General features: G+C 69.1%; 17 protein-coding genes and 1 pseudogene. 15 read left to right on the top strand and 3 right to left on the bottom strand.

What is annotated here, in order from left to right:
* Positions 1-129 precede the first annotated feature (129 nt).
* On the bottom strand, positions 130-573 hold the full coding sequence (locus I2W78_RS00470; protein ID WP_196455943.1) for an Lrp/AsnC family transcriptional regulator: 444 nt from the start codon (positions 571-573) through the stop codon (positions 130-132).
* Between the two features lie 152 nt (positions 574-725).
* Between I2W78_RS00470 and I2W78_RS00465 the strand changes: the two genes are divergently transcribed.
* The 6 genes and pseudogenes from I2W78_RS00465 to I2W78_RS00440 all read left to right on the top strand — a co-directional run bounded on the left by I2W78_RS00465 (position 726) and on the right by I2W78_RS00440 (position 6,945).
* A complete protein-coding gene (locus tag I2W78_RS00465) occupies positions 726-1,910 on the top strand; it encodes a trans-sulfuration enzyme family protein (protein WP_196455941.1) in 1,185 nt (394 codons plus the stop codon).
* 666 nt (positions 1,911-2,576) lie between these two features.
* Entirely contained in the window at positions 2,577-3,875 is a 1,299-nt protein-coding gene (locus I2W78_RS00460; protein WP_196455939.1) for an amidohydrolase family protein, read from the top strand.
* 301 nt (positions 3,876-4,176) lie between these two features.
* Positions 4,177-4,620, top strand: coding sequence for an ankyrin repeat domain-containing protein (locus I2W78_RS00455; RefSeq protein WP_196455931.1), 444 nt, complete (start codon positions 4,177-4,179; stop codon positions 4,618-4,620).
* Between the two features lie 55 nt (positions 4,621-4,675).
* Complete coding sequence (locus I2W78_RS00450; protein ID WP_196455929.1) at positions 4,676-5,410, top strand: class I SAM-dependent methyltransferase; 735 nt, start codon at positions 4,676-4,678, stop codon at positions 5,408-5,410.
* Positions 5,411-5,770: 360 nt separating this feature from the next.
* Positions 5,771-6,022: pseudogene (locus I2W78_RS00445) on the top strand (FAD-dependent oxidoreductase); the annotation flags it as partial.
* Between the two features lie 89 nt (positions 6,023-6,111).
* Positions 6,112-6,945, top strand: a complete 834-nt coding sequence (locus I2W78_RS00440; RefSeq protein ID WP_196455927.1) for an NAD(P)H-binding protein — start codon at positions 6,112-6,114, stop codon at positions 6,943-6,945.
* A gap of 320 nt (positions 6,946-7,265) precedes the next feature.
* On the opposite strand, the gene I2W78_RS00435 is transcribed toward I2W78_RS00440, so the two are convergent.
* Entirely contained in the window at positions 7,266-8,114 is an 849-nt protein-coding gene (locus I2W78_RS00435; RefSeq protein WP_196455925.1) for a DUF4394 domain-containing protein, read from the bottom strand.
* A 358-nt stretch (positions 8,115-8,472) separates the two neighbouring features.
* Between I2W78_RS00435 and I2W78_RS00430 the strand changes: the two genes are divergently transcribed.
* The 9 genes from I2W78_RS00430 to I2W78_RS00390 all read left to right on the top strand — a co-directional run bounded on the left by I2W78_RS00430 (position 8,473) and on the right by I2W78_RS00390 (position 17,317).
* The gene (locus tag I2W78_RS00430; protein ID WP_196455923.1) at positions 8,473-9,705 is read left to right on the top strand and encodes a PucR family transcriptional regulator; all 1,233 of its coding nucleotides are present in this window, start codon (positions 8,473-8,475) and stop codon (positions 9,703-9,705) included.
* Positions 9,706-10,010: 305 nt separating this feature from the next.
* Positions 10,011-10,517 carry a (2Fe-2S)-binding protein gene (locus I2W78_RS00425; protein WP_196455921.1) on the top strand — a complete coding sequence of 169 codons (507 nt, stop codon included), beginning with the start codon at positions 10,011-10,013 and terminating at the stop codon, positions 10,515-10,517.
* Complete coding sequence (locus I2W78_RS00420; RefSeq protein WP_196455919.1) at positions 10,517-11,506, top strand: FAD binding domain-containing protein; 990 nt, start codon at positions 10,517-10,519, stop codon at positions 11,504-11,506. The genes I2W78_RS00425 and I2W78_RS00420 overlap by 1 nt, the downstream gene beginning before the upstream one ends.
* 50 nt (positions 11,507-11,556) lie before the next feature.
* Complete coding sequence (locus tag I2W78_RS00415) at positions 11,557-13,635, top strand: xanthine dehydrogenase family protein molybdopterin-binding subunit (RefSeq protein ID WP_196455917.1); 2,079 nt, start codon at positions 11,557-11,559, stop codon at positions 13,633-13,635.
* A 198-nt stretch (positions 13,636-13,833) separates the two neighbouring features.
* Positions 13,834-14,646: an XdhC family protein gene (locus tag I2W78_RS41315; protein WP_196464331.1), complete on the top strand. Its 813-nt coding sequence runs from the start codon at positions 13,834-13,836 to the stop codon at positions 14,644-14,646.
* 270 nt (positions 14,647-14,916) lie between these two features.
* On the top strand, positions 14,917-15,384 hold the full coding sequence (locus tag I2W78_RS00405) for a nuclear transport factor 2 family protein (protein ID WP_196455915.1): 468 nt from the start codon (positions 14,917-14,919) through the stop codon (positions 15,382-15,384).
* A gap of 139 nt (positions 15,385-15,523) precedes the next feature.
* Positions 15,524-15,877 carry a low temperature requirement protein A gene (locus I2W78_RS00400; RefSeq protein WP_307783564.1) on the top strand — a complete coding sequence of 118 codons (354 nt, stop codon included), beginning with the start codon at positions 15,524-15,526 and terminating at the stop codon, positions 15,875-15,877.
* 273 nt (positions 15,878-16,150) lie between these two features.
* On the top strand, positions 16,151-16,711 hold the full coding sequence (locus tag I2W78_RS00395; protein WP_196455913.1) for an isochorismatase family cysteine hydrolase: 561 nt from the start codon (positions 16,151-16,153) through the stop codon (positions 16,709-16,711).
* A 156-nt stretch (positions 16,712-16,867) separates the two neighbouring features.
* Complete coding sequence (locus tag I2W78_RS00390) at positions 16,868-17,317, top strand: MarR family winged helix-turn-helix transcriptional regulator (RefSeq protein ID WP_196455911.1); 450 nt, start codon at positions 16,868-16,870, stop codon at positions 17,315-17,317.
* A gap of 91 nt (positions 17,318-17,408) precedes the next feature.
* Here I2W78_RS00390 and I2W78_RS00385 read toward each other — a convergent pair whose 3' ends face one another.
* Positions 17,409-18,902 (bottom strand): MFS transporter, encoded by a 1,494-nt coding sequence (locus I2W78_RS00385; protein ID WP_196455909.1) that lies wholly within the window; start codon positions 18,900-18,902, stop codon positions 17,409-17,411.
* Positions 18,903-18,912 lie beyond the last annotated feature (10 nt).

Below are 18,912 nucleotides of genomic sequence, written 5' to 3'. Positions count from 1 at the left end.
CCACCGCTCCACCGCTCCACCGCTCCACCGACTCACCCGTCCCGCCGCCCGCGCTTCCGCAGCAGTCGCCGGAGCGCGGGCGGCTACGCGGCGATCCATGCGCGGGACCACCGGCATCGCGACGGGACGTCACGTGGCGTCGGGGGAGAGCGTCTTCATGCTGACGTAGCTGGTCACCGTGGCCACGCCGGGCAGGGTGGCCAACTGGTTGGCGTGGAAGTCCTCGTAGGCGGGCAGGTCGGCGACCTCGACCTGGAGCAGGTAGTCGAAGTTGCCGGTGATGTGGTGGCAGGCGACCACCTCGGGCAGCCGGGTGACCTCACGCTCGAACGCGACCACGTCCGGGCGGGTGTGCCGCATCAGCCGGACACCCGCGAACACGCGCAGACCGCGGCCGACCGCGGCGGGATCGATCAGTGCCCGGTAACCGCGGATGACCCCGGCCTCCTCCAGCTGACGCACGCGCCGCAGGCAGGGTGACGGCGACAGGCCGACCCGGGCGGCGAGCTCGCTGTTGCTGATACGGCCGTGCTGTTCGAGCACGGCCAGAATCGACCGGTCCACCTCATCCATGAGGCAGATTATTGCGCCGGTAGCCCGCCTATCACAATCGTGCGCCTGCTCTGAGCGCAATTTGCTGCCAAAGTTGCCGAGATCCGGTCACATCAGAGTGCCGATCGACCACGCTTCAAGGAGTCACATTTACGGTCCACGGAAGGGCAGCCATGCCGGGCAAGAGCACCATCACCGTTCACGCCGATCGCGACGTCCATCCCAGCCGTGCCGTGGCACCGCCCATCTACCAGACGGCGACGTTCTCGGCCGAGGATGCGGAGACGTTCGCGCAGGTCGCCGTCGACCCGCGGGGCAAGGACTTCTACACCCGCTTCGGCAACCCGAACCACGCACAGGTCGCCGCCGTCGTCGCCGAACTGGAGAACACCGAGGCGGCCATGGTCACCGCGTCCGGGATGGCCGCGGTCACCACCGCCGTGCTGGCCCTGGTGTCCGCGGGAGACCACGTCATCGGGCAGAAGTCCACCTACGGGGGCACGGCGTCGGTGCTGCTCAACCTGCTGCCGCGCCTCGGCGTGTCGACCACCCTGGTGGACCAGACCGACCCGGAGGCGTTCGCGAAGGCACTGACCCCGCAGACCCGCCTGATCCTGGTGGAATCCCCGAGCAATCCGCTGCTGCAGATCACCGACCTGCGCGCCGTAGCGGATCTGGCCCGCGCGCACAACGTGCTGACCATGGCGGACAACACCTTCGCCACTCCGCTGAACCAGCGACCGGCGGACTTCGGCATCGATCTGGTCTGGCACAGTGCGACGAAGTACCTCAACGGCCATTCGGACGTCTCCGCCGGAGTGCTGGCCGGGTCGGCGGAGATCCTGGACCGCGTCTGGGACGTCGGCCTGCTCACCGGTGCCACGCTCGGCCCGATCGACGCGTGGCTGCTGCTGCGCGGCATGCGCACCCTGCCGCTGCGGGTGCCGCGGCACAACGCCAACGGCCTGGCGCTCGCGGAGGCGCTGAACGAGCATCCAGCAGTGGCGAAGGTGCACTATCCCGGTCTGGCGACCCACCCGCAGCACACGCTGGCCGCCGACCAGATGAGCGGCTTCGGCGGGGTGCTCGGCATCGAGTTCGCCGGTGGTTTTGGGATGGCCGACGCCTTCCTCGGTCGGCTCCGCTACCCCCGCCGGTCGGCCAGCCTCGGCGGCGTGGAATCGCTGGCCGTGCATCCGGCGTCCATGTGGCGCGGGATGCTCAGCGAGGAACAGCTCGCGGAGTCGGTTCCGCTGGGCCTGGTCCGGCTGGCCGCGGGCACGGAGGACACGGCCGACCTGGTCGCCGACGCGCTCGCCGCGGCCGACGCGGTGCTCGCCGAGGCCGCGGCCACCTGAGCGATGGTTCGCGCCGAGGCCGCGGCCACCTGAGTGACGGTTTGCGCCGAGGCCGCGACCACCTGAGTGACGGTTTACGCCGAGGCCGCGGCCACCTGAGCCACGGTTTGCGCCGAGGCCGCGGCCACCTGAGTGACGGTTTGCGCCGAGGCCGCGACCACCGAGCCACGGTTTGCGCCGAAGCCGCGACCACCTGAGCGACCGTTCGCGCCGCAGCGGCGACGCCGTTGCACGCCTGCCGAGACGTCTTCGTCTGGCTGCTCAACATGGTCGGTTCGGCCGTGCTCGAGGTGGGGGCTCCATCGCCGCCGCCCGGCTGCGGATGCGCCGGCGGCTGGAGCGGGGGCGCCCGAGAAGCTGGTCGTGAAGATGTCGGCTTTCCCGGCCCCGACCTGGATTGCGCCGGCCGGACTGGATTCCGCCGGCCGCAGTCCTGGCGATCCTGGCCTCATGGCGCGCCGGCCCGGCACCCGCGTGCAGCTGTACTTCACCGGCGGCCTGGCGATGGCGCTCTCCCTCATCGGCCGCCTGCGGCAGAAGGCCCTGAGCGCCCGCGGCTGGTCTGCGCGGCCGCGAGAAGAACCGCGTCGTTCGCCAGCAGAGCCGCGGCGGCCACCACAACATGATCTCGAACAATCCGAAAGCGCATGTGAAGGAGTTCATCCCATGAAGACGCTGCTCACTGGCGGCACCGTGGTCACCATGGACCCGGCTGTCGGCGATCTCCCCCGCGGTGACGTGCTGATCGAGGACGGCGTGATCGTCGAGGTGGCCGAGCGCATCGACGCGCCGGACGCCGAGGTGATCGACGCGACCGACCGGATCGTCATGCCCGGCTTCGTCGACAACCACCGCCACACCTGGCAGACCGCGTTCCGAGGCGTCGGCGCGGACTGGACGTTCCCCGAGTGGGCGGTGGCCATGCACGGCACCGTCAAACCCCACTACCAGCCCGAGGACGTCTACGCGGGCACCCTGCTCGGCCGCCTGGAGGCCCTGCACACTGGCGTGACCACGATGCTGGACTGGTACCACGTCGCGCAGGGCCCCGAGCACGAGGACGCAGCCATCGCCGCGCTGCGGGACGCGCCGGGACGGTCGATCTTCTGCCTCGGCGCCGGGTGGGGCACCCCCGACCCCGTCGACGCCGACATCCGCCGTGTCCGCTCCGAGCTGGCCGGGGACGGCCTGGTCACCATGGCGTTCGGCCTGCGCGGAGCCGACGACACCGGCATGGACACCGTCGCCCGGGAGCTGAAGCTGGCGGCCGAACTCGGCCTGCGCACCAGCCTGCACATCGCCTCCGACGGGACGCAGCGCCCGGTCGCCGATCTGCGCGAGCACGGTCTGCTGCGGGTCACCACCACGTTCGTGCACGCCAACGGGATCAGCGACGAAGAGCTGCGGATGCTCGCCGACGCGGGCAGTTCGGTGTCGATCAGCCCGGACGTCGAGTTGAAGATGGGGTTCGGATCGCCGATGACCGGCCGGGTGTTGGCCGCCGGCCTGCGCCCGACGCTGTCCATCGACGACGTCCCGTCGGTCGGCGGCGACATGTTCTCCACGATGCGTACGGCCTTCGCCGCGCAGCGCGGCCTGGACGGCGGCCTGCGCTCCCGGGACCTGCTGGAGTTCGCCACCGTCGATGCCGCCCAGTCGTGCGGACTCGACGCCCGAACGGGCAGCATCACGCCCGGTAAGGACGCCGACGTCATCCTCCTGCGCACCGACGACCTGACCGTGTTCCCGGTCACCGACCCGGCCGGCACCATCGTCAGCGCCGGCCATCCCGGCCTGGTGGACACCGTCCTCGTCGCCGGCCGCGTCGTCAAACGCGACGGCGCACTGGTGGACGTGGACTTGCCGGCGCTGCGGACCCGCCTGCTCGAGTCCCGCAACCGGATCGCTGCGGCCGCCGGCGTTCCGCTCGACGGCACGTGGCGCCCGCGACCGGAATCGGAGTAGGAGCACCTGGCTGCGCACGTCAGAACGGCGACCGGAGAGGCTTGACGCCCGTGCCGGACGGATGCGGCTCGGAGACGGCTCGGCCCCAGGCGCGGTGCTGTTCGTCCTCGGCGCGGACGCCGATTCTTCGGGCCTGGCGGCATGCCGTCGAGTGCGGGATCAACCGCCCCAAGTGCCACCGGGCCGTGTCACGAGATCTGACAAGCTCGCCGTCCGCTACGAGGCGACCGTGCTGGTCGCAGTCCTCAACGACTGGATATGAGTGGATGCATCGCGTCCACCGTCGCTAGCCTCGCGGACCATGAAACACCGACGGCAAAAGAAGCTCTCCCGTCATCTCTTCGAGGCAATTCTGGCAGCCGACCCCGCACGCGTGAAGGCGCTTCTGCGGGTGGGAGCGAACCCAGAGCGAGGGAACAGCGACGGCACCACCCCTCTATATCTGGCGTGTGTGCAGGGAGAAGCCGAGGTTGCACGCTTGCTCATGAAGGCGGGTGCCTCTCCCGATACTGAGAGCAAGGGAGTCGGCTCGGAAGGCACCCCGTTGTGCGCAGCCGCTTGCTGGGGACACACCGAGACAGTGCGGGAACTGTTGACGCACGGAGCCGACCCGAACCTTCGTGAAGATTACGGAACGGGCTGGTCACCGTTGGACTGGGCGAACAACGGCCCCCACCCTGAGACCGCGGAACTCCTCATCACAGCAGGAGCAAAAGCCACCCGGGGGCCCAGTTCGACGTCGTAGCAATGGAAGGCCAACGCGTGGAGGAGCGGAGTTGGTGCCGCATACCCTCGACTGCATGGCTGACGAGTGCTTCGGGCATCCACGGCTCGCCGCGATCTATGACCCGCTCGATCCTGATCGCAGCGATCTCGATGCGTACGTGCGCATGGCGGAAGAGTTCGGAGCACGTCGAGTGCTGGACATCGGCTGTGGGACAGGGGTGTTCGCCCTTCTCTTGGCTGATCGCGGGATCGAGGTTGTCGGGGTCGACCCCGCCGAGGCGTCGATTGAAGTAGCCGAGGGCAAGCCGGGCAGTGAACGGGTGCGGTGGATCTGCGGTGACGTGTCGGCACTCCCGCCGCTGCGGGTCGATCTGGCGACCATGACGGCGAACGTCGCTCAGGCCATCGTGGATCCGAAAATCTGGCAGGAGACTCTGCGGAGGGCGTACGAATCACTCCGACCAGGCGGGCGCCTTGTGTTCGAGACGCGGGATCCGGCCAGGCGAGCCTGGGAGGAGTGGAACCGGAAGGATTCGTACCGCGTGAAGGAGATCCCGGGTGTTGGCGCCGTCGAGAGCTGGGTCGAGGTGACCGACGTAAGTTGGCCGCTGGTGACGTTCCGTTGGACCTATGTCTTCGCTGCGGACGGGCAAGTGCTGACGTCGGATTCGACGTTGCGCTTCCGTGAGCGCAACGAGGTCGAGTCGCAGCTGCTCGCGCAGGGGTATGTGGTCGACGGTGTGCGTGACGCTCCTGACCGGCCGGGCCGGGAGTTCGTTTTTGTCGCACAGCGCCCGGAAGCGGGCTGAGCCTGGTGCTGACGCTGAGCCTTCGCCAGGTCTGAGGGGGAGCCCGCCCTCCGGCGTCACCTGGTCGGGCCCGCGCCCGCCCGCCGATGGGCGAGGCAGGGCGCGGGAATCGACCTGCCTGCAACGGTGCCCGTCCGCGCGGCGGCAGGCGACCTCGCCACCCGAGATCACCATCAGGTAGTCGCGATGGTGGACTTCCGCCTGAGGCCACGCCTTCGCGCGCACGGCGGGTCAGTGGTTGCGGTGGCTGGCGAAGCTCAGGAGGGCGGCGAGATCGGCTGCGGGCTGTGGAGCGCCAGGAACCAACCAGCCCGTAACGAGTCGGGGAGGCGTCGGCCTCCCCGCGCGGCCGATCTTCAGTACATGCTCGCCGGTTCCCTGGCCGACCGGGACGCCGCCGCGGGCTTCGCCGCCTACGAACACAGCACCCGTGAGTTTGTGACCATGAACCAGCGGCAGATCGGCGAGGGCGGCGCCACCCTCTTCCCCACCACGGCTCGGGCCCTGCGGCGGCGCAACGACATGCTGCGCAATCTCAGCACGATGCCCTCCACGGAGGGACGACCGGCCCATTCGGCCCTCACCCTGCTCGACTTCGCGCCCATGGGGTGACTCCAGGTACCCGGACGGGTTGACCTGAAGTGCGATTGAGCTTCTAGCGTCTCCTTGAGTTGATCATCTGACGGCAGGAGAACGCGCTCGTGATCCTTGTGACCGGAGCCACCGGAAACATAGGAAGTGCACTGCTGAGAGAGGTGCACGCGGGTGTTGCGGGGCCGTTGAGAGCGCTCACCCGTGACGCCACACGGGCCACGTTCCCCGAGGGGGTCGAGGTCGTTGAGGGTGACTTCGCCGAGCCGGAGTCATTGAAGCCCGCTCTGGAGGGGGTGCGCTCACTGTTCCTCGTGTCGCGGCTGGGGCCCGATGCCGACATCCTCGAAGCCGCCCGGTCGGCGGGTGTGGAGCACGTTGTGCTGGTGTCGTCCATTACCGTCCAGACCCACCCGCACCTGGGCCCCGCCGGCGAGAACCTGGCTGTCGAGCGGCTGCTCAAGGAAAGCGGCATGGCCTGGACGATCCTGCGGCCGACGCAGTTCGCCTCGAACACTGTGATGTGGGCGGCGTCGATCCGCGCCCGTGAGGCGGTCCGTGCGCCGTATGCGGACACCGGGCTGCCCACGATCCACCCTGCGGACATCGCGTCGGTGGCGCGGGTGGCGCTGACCGAGCCCGGCCACCAGGGGCGGACGTATGCCCTGACCGGTCCAGAGCCGATGACGGCCCGACAGCAGGTCGAGGCCATCGCGGCAGCACTCGGGCGGGATGTGCCCTTCGTCGAGATCAGCCGGCAGGAGGCCCACGCTCAGATGGCCGCGGTCTTCGGGGACGAGGCCGCGGACGCGGTGCTCGACGTCACGGGCGGAGACGTCAATGACGAGCTGCTGGCGGTGCGCGAGACGGTTTCACGGGTCACCGGCTCCCCGGCCAGACCGTTCCGGCAGTGGGCTGCGGAGAATGCCGACGTCTTCCGTTGAGGCACCGGCCCGTCAGAGTGGGTCGCCCGACGGCGCTCGATCGCGGGGCGGGGTGTGGCGGCCTGCTCGGCGGCGGGCTTTGGTCCGGCGCAGCGTCCGTAGCGGCTCCGGGAGGCCGGGATCCGCCGCCACACCTCCGGGCAGTCCCGTCGGCACCGCTCCCGGCAGCACCGCATCGGCAACGTGACGCGAGCGCCCAGTCCCGGATGCGGCACTCCAACGCGCGGCTGTGGTGGACGCGCCGCACCACGACGGTGGCGCCGGTTCGCCGCGGTCCGGTGGTGACCGGGCCGCGGCGAGGGTCGGTCGACGGCTGGGGATCAGGATCCGGTGAGGGAGATGGCCAGGTCCGTGATGTTCAGCGGGAACTGGCCGATGGAGGTCGCCTGGCCGGTGAAGACGTTGATGCTGTACAGCGAGGGGGTGCCGGCGCCGTACGGGGTGAGGGTCGCGAAGGCGGCGTTGTCGACCGTCTTTCCGCCGGACAGGGTGCTGTAGATGTCCATGCCGGCGTTGATCCCGGCGTCGATGCCGAGGCTGCCGGTCGGGGCGAGCGTGCCGTTGTTCGCCGGGGACTGGAGAACGACCTGATCGGTGGTCGTGTTGATGTCGACCAGCGTGGTCGCGGTGGCCGCGTTGAGGTCGTTGTTCGTGTAGGCGGCGGCCGAGACACCCTTCGTCGTGCCCTCGATCGGCGGAGTGGAGAGGTTCAGGTCCTGGATGGTGCTGTGGTCGTTGAGGTTGTGCCGCAGGTTCTGGCCGTTGTCGCTGATCACGCGCAAGCGGTCGGCCGCCGGGTTGAAGTCGACGCCGAAGTTCGTGCCGTGCAGCGCGTACTGGAGCTGGGACACCTTGGTGACCACGACGTCCGTGGTGGCCGGCGGGGTCTTGATCGTGTAGATGCCGCCCTTGTTGCCGACGCCGTACATCAGGCCGTCCTGCGGTCGGAAGTCGATGCCGACCAGGCCCGCGTCGCCGCTGAGGCCGGCGATGACCCTGACCCAGCCGAGGACCTGCGGCTGGTCGGTCCAGAAGGTGGCCATCAGGGTGCCGTCGCCGCTGATCCCGAACGCGCGCAGGCTGGGCGTGGCGGCAGGGGCGGCCGAGCCGGTGCCCGGCGTGCCGATCATGAGCGCCGTCGACGTGACCACGACCGCGACCGCCGCCATGATTCTCTTTCTCGTGCCTGCTTTCATCTGAGTTTCCCTCCCGTTTGAGCGAGCGCCATTCGAGGCGCGTGGCTGAGAATTCCGCTGTTCCCGCCCGCACTGATTACCGCAGTCATGCCGGAGTCGCGCCGGAATGTTTCCGGCGATGTTCCCCCTGCGGGCGCGTGTGCGGTTCTCATTAAGGCCGTTTCACAGCTCCTTCACAAGCAGAAGGGTTGACGAGAACGCCCCGATCCGGGAATTTTGCGCACTGTGACAAAAGCCCTGTCGATATACTTGCCGCCGTTTTGTGCGGAGTGATGAACGCCGTCCGGATCTCCTCTGTCGGCCGTTCGTCCTGAATGCCATGCTCGCGTTCATGGGGAGCCTCTTCGCCGAGCTGGCCCGGCAGGCGTCGACCAACGCCCGCCGTGAGGTCGAGACATACGCACGTGAGATCCCGGAGTTCGGGTTCCTGGACAAGGACGCCCGGGCGCGGGCCGAGACGCTGGAATACTCGATGTGGTTCCGGCGTCGTACCGTCGAACTGTCCCCGGACAACAGCGAGTTGAGCGGAGACGATCTCGGCTACATCGCGTCGATGGGGGAGCTGCGGGCTGGTGCCGGGATGTCGCTCGACGCGCGGCAGCGGGTGCTGCGCGTGCACACCGCGCTCATGCTGCGTGAGATCAACGAGGCGACCGAGGTCCAGCGCGGGGGCGGTGTCGACGAACTCATGCGCATGATGACCTGGTTCGCACCGCAGGGCGAACGCGGCATCGGCGCCTACCGCCAGGGATTCGTGCGCGTACTGCGCCGCCGAATTCCGTATACCGAGCAGGTCGCACTGCTGGCCCGGTCATTACTGAGCGGAGATCCGATTTCGGTGGAACTCGCCGCGGCCGTCGACATGGAACTGCCGGATCACTGCGCGGTGACGGTGTTCCGGCTCCCGGACCGGCCCACCGTCGATCGTTTCCTGGAAAACGAGATCGCGGCGCTGGTGAAGAGCCACCAGGTGCCGGTCATGTGGGGACCGGAGGGCGGCGACGGAAGCGGTGAGCTGATCGCCCTGATTCCCCCGTTCTCCGACGCCGCGGCGGCGGATAGTGCACCGCCGCACGCTGTTCCCGACCTCATCCCCGACCACCTGCCGGATCTCGTACGAGATTTCGCGCGCGCCCTCGACCGCCCCTGCGCCGTCGGCACGGCCACCGCACCGCTGCCGGAGCTGGCCGACGCTCTCGACCGCGCCCGGCGGATCAGTCGGGCAGCCCCGCTGCGCCGGCCGTCCGCCCGGCTGCGGCCGCACACCCTGGCAGACGTGTTCGTCGAACTCGCCGTGGCGGACGTGCCGTTCGTCGACGACTGGCTCCGCACGGTGGCCCGGCGCCTGGAGGCCGGCCCCGACCTCCTCGCCACCCTCGACGCGTACTACCGCCACGACATGCACCGCGGCGCCACGGCGACCGCGCTCAACGTCCACACCCGCACCCTGGACTACCGCCTGCGCCGGGTCCGCGAGCTCACGGGTATCGACCCTGGCTCGACACGGGGCGTGCGCACGCTCAGTGCCGTCGTCACCCGGCGCCTGTCGGGAACGTGGCGCTGAACGCGCCGGACCGGTGACCGCCGTTCCCTCACCGCCGGCGATGCGGAACCCGTCAAGGTGCACCGCGCACCAAAATCACCTGAATCCGGTGACGACCTTTCACCTGCCCGGCCGCGACCCTGAACCCGGTCGGGCAGCCCGCGTATCCCGGCCCTGCGCGGCTGGGTCCTGGCCGGCACCTCCGGAGTCAACAAGTGTGGGCCCGCCTCGGCACCGCCCCGCAGTTCCTCCATCGAGACAACGGAGTGGGCCATGAGATGCTCGAACACCGTACGTGCGGTACCGGTTCCGTTGGGTGATGTCCGATGAGCGATCTGAAATTCACCGACCGCATCGATCTTCGTCTTCGCATCAATGACATCGACACGCACCTGGAGGCGATTGACGCGCGGACCTCGCTGCTCGATCTGCTGCGCGAGCACGTCGGGCTGACCGGCGCGAAGAAGGGCTGCAACCACGGCGAGTGCGGCGCGTGCACGGTGCTGCTCGACGGCCGCCGCGTGAACGGGTGCCTCGTGCTTGCGGCGGCCGTGGATGGGCGCGAGGTCGTGACGGTAGAGGGTCTTTCCGACGGTGAGCAGTTGCACCCGGTCCAGCGCGCGTTCATCGACTGCGACGCGTTCCAGTGCGGGTTCTGCACACCCGGCCAGGTGATCTCCGCTGTCGCCTGCATCGCGGAGGGCCACACGACCGACGAGCACGAGATCCGCGAGTGGATGAGCGGGAACATCTGCCGGTGCAGCTCGTACCCGCAGATCGTGGAAGCGGTCCAGGCCGCCGCGGCGTCCGAGAACGAGAGGATTCCGAGCTGATGATCCCGCTCACCTACGCCCGCGCCACGACCCTCGACGAGGCCCTGGACGCGGCGCACGACCCGGGGACCGCCGTACTCGCCGGCGGGACCGAGCTGCTCAACTGGTTGCGCCTCGGCATCACCGACGCTGACCGCGTGGTCGACATCTCCCGCGTTCCCGGCCTCGACCGGATCGAGCCGCTGCCCGGCGGCGGACTGCGCATCGGTACCCTCGTCCGCCTCAACGACGTCGCGGCCCACCCGAGCGTCGCCCGGGACTGGCCGGTGCTCAGGATGGCGATCCACAAGTCGGCCTCGGCCCAGCTGCGCAACCTCGCGACGATCGGCGCCAACCTGCTCCAGAAGACGAGGTGCGCGTACTTCCGCTCGGAAGAGCCGGTGCCGTGCAACCGGCGCGTACCGGGCTCGGGATGTGCGGCCCGGGAGGGCCACGACGACCGTCACGCGCTGTTCGGCTGGACGGACGACTGCATCGCCACTCAGCCCTCCGACCCGGCTGTGGCACTCGCCGCGCTGGACGCACACGTGGTGACGCGCACCGCCACCGGCGGGCGGCGCATCGCGGTGACGGAGTTCCACGTGCTGCCGGCCGACGGTGTCGACCGCGACACGGTGCTCGAACCTGGTGAGCTGGTCGAGGCGATCGAGCTGGACGCTCCCGCACCGTGTTCGGCCTACGTCAAGGTGCGCGAGCGCGAGTCGTACGAGTACGCGATCGTGTCGGCGGCGGTGGCGTTGCGGCTCCGCGACGACGGCGTGATCGACAGCGCGAGGATCGCGTTGGGGTCGGTCGCGATGCGCCCCTGGCGCCTGGCTGAGGCCGAGCGCCGGGTCGTGGGCCTCGCGCCCGATGACGACGCTGTGACCAGCGCGATCGAAGCGGCGCTCGCTCAGGCCCGACCTGTCGCGGGCAGCGCCTACAAACTGGCGATCGCCCGCGGCGCCGCGCGGCGTGCGCTGATGACGGCGGCGGGAGTGCGGCCATGAACAGCGTGGGATCAGGGGCCGGGCTGCTGCGGCAGGACGGTTTCGCCAAGGTGACCGGTGCTGCGCTGTATGCGGCGGACCACGTGGCCGAAGGCATGCTCTACGGCGTTCTGGTCGGCGCGCCGGTCCCGGCGGGACGGGTACGCGGGATCGACGCCGATGACGCGCTGGCGGTGCCCGGCGTGACGTACGTACTCACGCATGCCGAGATGCCGAAGCTCGGCGTTCCTCCGGTGCCGCCGGCGTCCTCGGCACGCGTGCCGATGCTCGATGACGAGATCCACTACGAGGGTGAGCCGATCGCGGTCGTGCTGGCGCAGTCGCTCGAAGCCGCCGAGTACGCTGCGTCACTGGTGCGCCCGGACATCGAGTCGGCGCCGTTCGCGGCCCACCCGAGCGGGGAACGCGCCGGCGCCGTGATACCGCGCGAGAGCGGATACCTGTTCGACGCGCCGGATGCCGAGCGCGGCGATGTCGAGGGGGCGGTCGCCGGAGCGCAGGCGCGTCACACGGGGACCTACGTATCGCCTTCGCGTCACCACAACCCGATGGAGACCTCGGCAACGCTCGCCGAATGGCGCGACGACACGCTGACCCTGGTCGACGCGACCCAGTGGTCCTACGGCGTACGCGTGGTGATGTGCGCGCTGTTCGACCTCGCGCCGGAGCAGGTGCGTGTGCGCTCGCCGCACACCGGAGGCGCCTTCGGTTGCAAGGGGACTGTCTGGCCCCACCAGATCATCGCCGCGGTGGCGGCACGGGTCAGCGGTCGCCCCGTGCGGATCGCCCTGTCGCGGGCGCAGATGTACAGCATCATCCCCTACCAGCCGCAGATGGTGCAGACCGTGACTCTGGCAGCCGCGGACAGCGGGCGCCTTGCGGCGATCGAGCACGAGTCGGTCAACGTGACATCGGTGGACGACGACTTCGTCGAGTACGCCACCCAGGCGTCCCGGACGACGTATGCGGCACCGGCGATCCGGGTGAGCCAGCGCGTCCAGCGCGCCAACATCAACCTGGGTACGGCGATGCGGGCACCGGTCGAAGGGGCCGGGCTGTGGGCGCTGGGAAGCGCCATGAACGAGCTCGCGGCGCAGTTGCGGATCGACCCGATCGACCTGCGCCTGGCCAACTACGCCGACGTGCATCCGTTCACCGGGCAGCCGTGGTCGTCGAAGAAGCTGCGCGAGTGTTACGAGCAGGGCGCACGCGCGTTCGGCTGGCGCCGACGTCCGAACGAGCCCGAGCGCGACGGACCGTGGGTTGTGGGCCAGGGCATGGCCGACTGCGCCATGGGCACGTATCGGTTCGCCTCCAGCGCGCACGTGCGCCTGCTGGCGGACGGCCGGGCGGTGGTCCAGTCCGGCACGCAGGACATCGGCACCGGCATCGTGACGATCATGACTCAGGTCGCGTGTGACGTGCTGGGGCTCAAGCCCGACCAGGTGCGGTGCGAGATCGGCGACACCGAGCTTCCGGAAGCCGGCCCGACCTTCGGGTCGTCGTCGACCATGGGTGTCGGCGCCGCCGTGATGAACGCCGCCAAGGACGTTCTGGCAAAACTGCGCGAGCGCTCCGGGCAGGAACTGCGAGAGGCGCCGGGAGCCGATGCCCTGGCGGTGGCGATGCGAGCAGTCGGCGCTCAGGAGCTGGTAGGTGCCGGCTCGTTCACGCCGCAGGACAGCGAGTACGCGCTGCACACCTTCGGCGCGATCTTCGTGGAGGTCGGGTTCGACCCCGACCTGGGGATCCTGCGGCTGCGCCGCGCCGTCGGCCGCTACAGCGTCGGACGGATCGTCAACCCGCGCACTGCGCGCGCGCAGATCGTCGGCGGCATCGTGTGGGGCTGGGGCAAGGCGACGATGGAAGCCAGTCGCCACGAAGAGCGTCTGGGCCGCTGGCTGTCCAAGAACCTCGCCGGGGTCGCGCTGCCCGTCAACGCCGACATCCCGTCCGACATCGACGTCGGGTTCATCGACGAGGTCGACGAGCACGCCGGCCCGATCGGCGGCAAGGGCATCGGCGAGATCGCCGCCACCGGCGTAGACGCGGCTGTCGCCGATGCCGTCTTCCACGCGACCGGCAGACGAATCCGCGAACTCCCGATCACCCCCGACAAACTCGTCTAGGGCCTGTTGCGAAAGTGGCCTCGTCGCCCGGAGGGCGGCCGCGCGGCGTCCGGTGCGTGCTCTCGGCGTGCCGCCCGGAAGCCCTCGTACTGGGGTACTCGGGCTTTCGGGCGGTGCGCCGAGAGTGCGTGCCGGGCGTCGCGCGGCAGAGGCCACTTTCGCAACAGGCCCTAGGGCCCGCGACAGCCCGGTGCGGCCATGGCCGTCGCCCAGGACGGCGAGGCGGTGGGCAGTGTGTCGGGCGGCTGCGTCGAGGGCGCGGTGTACGAGTTGTGCCACGAGGTCATGGAGACCGGCGTGGCGGTGCGCGAGAGCTTCGGCTACTGCGGCGACACCGCATTCGCCGTGGGCCTGACCTGCGGCGGCACCATCGAGGTGTTCGTGCAGCCCGCACCCTCACCGCAGGTCGTCGAGGCGGCCTTCGACGCGTCTCCGGTAGCCGTGGCACGTCTTCTCGACGGCGCGGGCGCGACCCTCGCCGTCTGGCCCGAGCGCGTCCACGGCACCACTGGCCTGGCCGATCTCGACGCCGAGGTGGTCGGACACGCGAGAGCCATGCCGGACCTCGGCACGACCGGCATCCGGTCGGCCCGCTGCCGTCCCGGCAAGCACGTCTTCATCCAGTCGTGCGCGACCAAGCCGAGGCTCCTCATCTGCGGCGCGATCGACTACGTGGCCGCGGTGGCGACGCTCGGCAAGCTCCTGGGCTTCCAGGTGACGATCTGCGACGCACGCCCGCTGTTCGCCACCCGTGCCCGGTTCCCCGACGCCGACGAGATCGTCGTCGACTGGCCGCCCCGCTACCTTTCGCCAAGTCGGCCTGACCGAAAGGGAACTGGCGCGCCTGCGCTCGCCCATCGGTCTCGACCTCGGTGCCCACACCCCGAGGAGACGGCCGTGGCCATCGCAGCGGAACTCGTCGCCGAACACCGCGGAGGCACCGCCCTACCCCTCACGCAGACCAACGGACCGATCCACCACGGCCACACCGCGTCGGTTGCTGTGGCCTGATTCGTAGGGCGGCTGGTGTCCGAGACGAATCCGGTCGGTGGATAGCCCTCAGCCACCAAGCAAGGCCGGCCGGGTCACGTCCGAGCATCCGTGACGAGGGCGGTCAGGTGAATCACCGGAATCCGGTGACGACCAATCACCTGTCCGGCGGCCAGTGTGAACACGGGCACGGCTCGCGATGTTGCATGGGCTGTCCGGGCCCGCACGTCAAGTGGTGTTTGAACGCCGTTGTGTGCCGATGGCACTGCGGCCTGAAGAGAGAGTGCCGCCATGAGTATCCACGCGCCCATCACCGGAGCGGAGGCCGCCGACCGCCTCGCCATCCGCGAGCTGATCGACGCTTACGCGCGCTGCGCCGACCAGCGCGACGCCAAGGGTCAGATGGCCCTGTTCACCGAGGACACCCACTTCGTGGTGTACATGGACGCCCGGGACCGCGAGCCCACTCAGGAACTGCATGACCGTGAGGCGCTGGCACCCGTCTTCGACGCACTCAACGCCTACGCCGCGACCATGCACTTCAACGGCCAGAGCACGATCGAGCTGGAAGGCGACCGCGCGACCGGGGAGACCTACTGCCTCGCCCACCACCTCACGGAGGCCGAGGACGGGTCACGAACGATGATGATCGCCTCGATCCGCTACCTCGACACCATGGTCAAGCAGGACGGGGAGTGGCTGTTCGCCGAGCGCCGCCTGATGGTCAACTGGACCGACACCCGGCCGACCCAACCCTGAACCGTGCCCTCGCCCGCCGGGCCCGATTCCCAGGGCCCTGGACGCGGCTGAGCCGGCGGCTGTGGCAGCCGCCGCGCCCGCACGGTGAGCAGCCGCTCGAACGCACCGTCAGCCCCTTGAGCTGTTCTACGACCTGGTCGTGGTCGTGCTGGTGCAACAGGCCGCCCATCACCTGTCCGAACACGTGACATGGCGTGGACTCGTGGAGTTCGGCGCCGTTTTCACGCTGATCTGGATCGCCTGGCTCAACGGCAGCCTGTACCACGATCTGCACGGCCGCGAGGACGCCCGCGGCCGGACGGTCCTGCTCGTGCAGATTCTCGCTCTGGTCCCGTTGGGCGCGTTCATCCCCGAAGCCGGTGGTTCGGACGGCTTCGCCTTCTCGGTCAGCGCCGCCGTGCTCTTCGCGGTCCTTGCCCTGGTCTGGCGTCTCGCCGGGCGGGGCACCGCAGCGGAGTATCGCCGCTCCAGCCTCGTGTTCGTGTTCCAGTAAGGACACCACCGCCGGTGACGTGCCTCACCCTGCATGGCATCAAAAATAGGCAGCCAGCCTGCTAATCTTTTCGTCAGGTAGCCTGCTTAAATATCTGGTTGGCCCGAGGAGGCCGCGCAGACCCGGCAGGGCGCCACGAGCCGGTTGATCCGGGCAGGCTGCCCGCGTGACTCAGCTGCGTCCGCGAGCCGATCACGCTCGGTCGGGGGCATCGGATTCCGTACGAAATGCACACCGCCGACTTCCAACGATCTGACTCCGAAAGGTTGTGGCATGTCTCTGACCGCCCTCGACGCGCGGACCGCGCTCCTGGTTGTCGACCTTCAGGAAGGCACTGTGGGGCTGCCGACCGTGCACCCCGCCCATGAAATCGTCGACCGCGCGGCTGAGCTGGTCGCCGCCTTCCGCTCGCAGGGACTGCCGGTCGTACTGATCAACGTCGCAGGCGGCGCCCCGGGACGCAATGAGCTTCCCCCGTCCTCGCGGGCGCTGGCGCCCAACTGGACCGAACTGGTTCCGCAGATGAAGGCCGAGGCCGGCGATCACGTCGTCACCAAGACGACATGGGATGCCTTCCCCGGCACCGACCTGTACAGCTACTTGCAGTCGCGGAAGGTGACTCAGGTCGTTCTGGCCGGAATCGCGACGAGCATCGGAGTCGAGTCCACCGCACGCTCCGCATACGCGCTTGGCTACAACGTGGCCCTGGCCACCGACGCCATGACCGACCTCAACGCCGAGGCGCACCACAACGCTGTCGAGCGGATCTTCCCGATGCTGGGCGAGACGGGCACCACCGAGGAGATCATCAAGCTCGTGCGGGGCTCGCGCTGATTCTGCGCGCCTGCGGTTTCCCCACAACACCCTTCGTCCAGGGCTCCGGCGTGTACTGCAACACACGCCGGAGCCCTGGAGGTTCTTCCGGCCCGCCGACGAGGACACTCAGCAGCGAGAATGGCAGGCAGCCTGCCCACCAGCTACTCTTGCCGCGTGGGCAGTACACCGACACCGGAAGCAGAGATCGCCGTCGAGTTGATGAAGGCGATGGTTCGCCTGCGTGCCCGGTTGCGTACCGAATCGGCACCCGAGGACATGCGGTGGACCTGGTCACAGATCAGTACCTTGGCGCGTGTGGTCGACGAAGGTCCGACGACGACAAGTGCACTCGCGGCCGCAGAACATGTACGTCGCCAGTCAATGGCGGAGACACTCGCGGTCCTACGCGCGGGCGGACTGGTAACGGCCGGCGAGGATCCCAGCGACCGACGTAAGACGCTCATCGACGCCACTGCCAAGGGGCGGGCGTTGGTTGCCACAATGCCTGCGGCCCGGGAAGCGTGGCTTGAGGAAACGCTGCGGACGCGGCTTCGGGCAGATGAACGCAAGACGCTGCTCAAGGCCGCCGCTCTCATGAACCGGATCGCTGACAGCCCCTCATGAGGGCCTGATGCCGCCGGCCCGATGGCCGGCCGTCCGCTCCGTTCGGTGAGGTTGTCTCGTACGAGTAGGTCTCTGTCCAACACGCTGCGGCTCAGGCGACTTCGTCGGTGGCACCTTGGGAAGCATCGGCAGACGCCGTCGGCCGTCGCCGGCGACCAGCGGATCCTTTACCTGCGGCGTCGGCCAGGTGACGGTCGATCACCGTCATCAGAAGGGCGAGGGAACCAATGACGACGAGGGCCCACGAGATGTGGTGCAAGCCTGCGTCGTCGACACGGTCGCGGAATGCGATGCCGGTGACGGCTGCCGAGGCGATGGAGCCGACGTATCCGAAGGTACGGAGTAGCCCTGACGCGGTCCCGATGGTCGAGGCCGGCGCCTTTCGGTACAGGACGGTCTGGTTTGCGACGGTGCTCGCACCCGAGGTGAGGCCGAACAGGGCCGTGACGGCGACCAAGGCGACAATCGGACTTCCGGTGGTCAGTGGCAAGGTGGCAACGGCTCCCACCAGCAACAAAGCAGCGGAAGCGATGAGCCAGCCTCTGACTGCGCTACTGCGGGAGGCAATCCGTGCCGTGACGGCGGACAGGGCTCCCATCGGAATGAGGATCAGACCCGCCTGAAAGCTCGTCAGGCCACGTGCGGCCTGGAGCCACTGGGTCAGCCCGTAGAGGATCACGTATGTGCCCAGCAGGGTCAGGCCGTTGCGCAGGTAGGTTCTGGTCAACGCGGGGTTCGAGGCCAGTAGGCGAACGTCGAGGAACGGATTGACCGCCTTGAGCTCCCAGCCGACAAGCACGCCCGCCAGGACAACGGTCACGCCCAGGAGGATCCAGTTCGGCTGCGGCAAGCCATCAAGAAAGATCAGCAGCGTGGTCAAGGCGCCGGCGAAGGTGACCATGCCCGGCAGGTCGAGACGCTGGGCAGTGGTACGCAGGGAGCGCCCTTGTGTGCGGTCCGGGTCCTTGGCGATCCACCTCAGAGCCATGGCCAGAGCGATGAGTGCGGCGGGAACGTTGATCAGGAACGCGGTTCTCCAGCCGAGCCAGCCAATGAGGAGGCCACCCACTGCTGGACCGACCGCCACGGTCGCGGCACCGGCGACCGCCAGGCCGCCGAGAACGCTGCTGGGTGGCTCCTTCATCCCGGCTGCCGCCGCGTGCTGCCGGATCAGCAGCATCGCGGAGGGGTAGCAGGCGGAAGTGCCGGCGCCAATCAGTACACGGGCGATGATCAAAGGGGTCATGCCCCATGCGAAGCCGCCAAGAATTCCCGCTACGAGCACGACGGTGGTGCCGGCCACGAACACCCGCCGGGCGCCGAACTCCTCAGCGAGGCGTCCTGCGGCAGGCTGCGCTATCGCGCTGGTCAAGTACAGGCTCGAGATCAAAACCGCCGTCTGGCCCACGCCTGTGCCCATCGCGGCCGCGATGGGCACCAGCGCTGTGGCGATCATGGAACTGTTCACCGGGTTGAGTGCGGCACCCGCATACAGCGGCGTGACGAAGCGAGGGTCGAACGGTCTCCGGCCCGTGCCGACTGACCCGCGGTTCCGTGCCGGCCCCGTACTGCCTATGTCATCCATGCGACTCCCC

This window comes from Streptomyces spinoverrucosus (assembly GCF_015712165.1).
GTDB classification, from domain to species: Bacteria; Actinomycetota; Actinomycetes; order Streptomycetales; family Streptomycetaceae; genus Streptomyces; species Streptomyces spinoverrucosus_A.
Note: the sequence above shows the minus strand (reverse complement) of the source record. Positions and strands in the feature narration are given on the sequence as shown.

What these genes read in the sequence shown, in the direction of transcription:
- I2W78_RS00470 (WP_196455943.1), bottom strand. Translation starts at nt 573, where the DNA reads ATGGATGAGGTGGACCGGTCGATTCTGGCCGTGCTCGAACAGCACGGC.
- I2W78_RS00465 (WP_196455941.1), top strand. Translation starts at nt 726, where the DNA reads ATGCCGGGCAAGAGCACCATCACCGTTCACGCCGATCGCGACGTCCAT.
- I2W78_RS00460 (WP_196455939.1), top strand. Translation starts at nt 2,577, where the DNA reads ATGAAGACGCTGCTCACTGGCGGCACCGTGGTCACCATGGACCCGGCT.
- I2W78_RS00455 (WP_196455931.1), top strand. Translation starts at nt 4,177, where the DNA reads ATGAAACACCGACGGCAAAAGAAGCTCTCCCGTCATCTCTTCGAGGCA.
- I2W78_RS00450 (WP_196455929.1), top strand. Translation starts at nt 4,676, where the DNA reads ATGGCTGACGAGTGCTTCGGGCATCCACGGCTCGCCGCGATCTATGAC.
- I2W78_RS00435 (WP_196455925.1), bottom strand. Translation starts at nt 8,114, where the DNA reads ATGGCGGCGGTCGCGGTCGTGGTCACGTCGACGGCGCTCATGATCGGC.
- I2W78_RS00430 (WP_196455923.1), top strand. Translation starts at nt 8,473, where the DNA reads ATGGGGAGCCTCTTCGCCGAGCTGGCCCGGCAGGCGTCGACCAACGCC.
- I2W78_RS00425 (WP_196455921.1), top strand. Translation starts at nt 10,011, where the DNA reads ATGAGCGATCTGAAATTCACCGACCGCATCGATCTTCGTCTTCGCATC.
- I2W78_RS00420 (WP_196455919.1), top strand. Translation starts at nt 10,517, where the DNA reads ATGATCCCGCTCACCTACGCCCGCGCCACGACCCTCGACGAGGCCCTG.
- I2W78_RS41315 (WP_196464331.1), top strand. Translation starts at nt 13,834, where the DNA reads ATGGCCGTCGCCCAGGACGGCGAGGCGGTGGGCAGTGTGTCGGGCGGC.
- I2W78_RS00405 (WP_196455915.1), top strand. Translation starts at nt 14,917, where the DNA reads ATGAGTATCCACGCGCCCATCACCGGAGCGGAGGCCGCCGACCGCCTC.
- I2W78_RS00395 (WP_196455913.1), top strand. Translation starts at nt 16,151, where the DNA reads ATGTCTCTGACCGCCCTCGACGCGCGGACCGCGCTCCTGGTTGTCGAC.
- I2W78_RS00385 (WP_196455909.1), bottom strand. Translation starts at nt 18,902, where the DNA reads ATGGATGACATAGGCAGTACGGGGCCGGCACGGAACCGCGGGTCAGTC.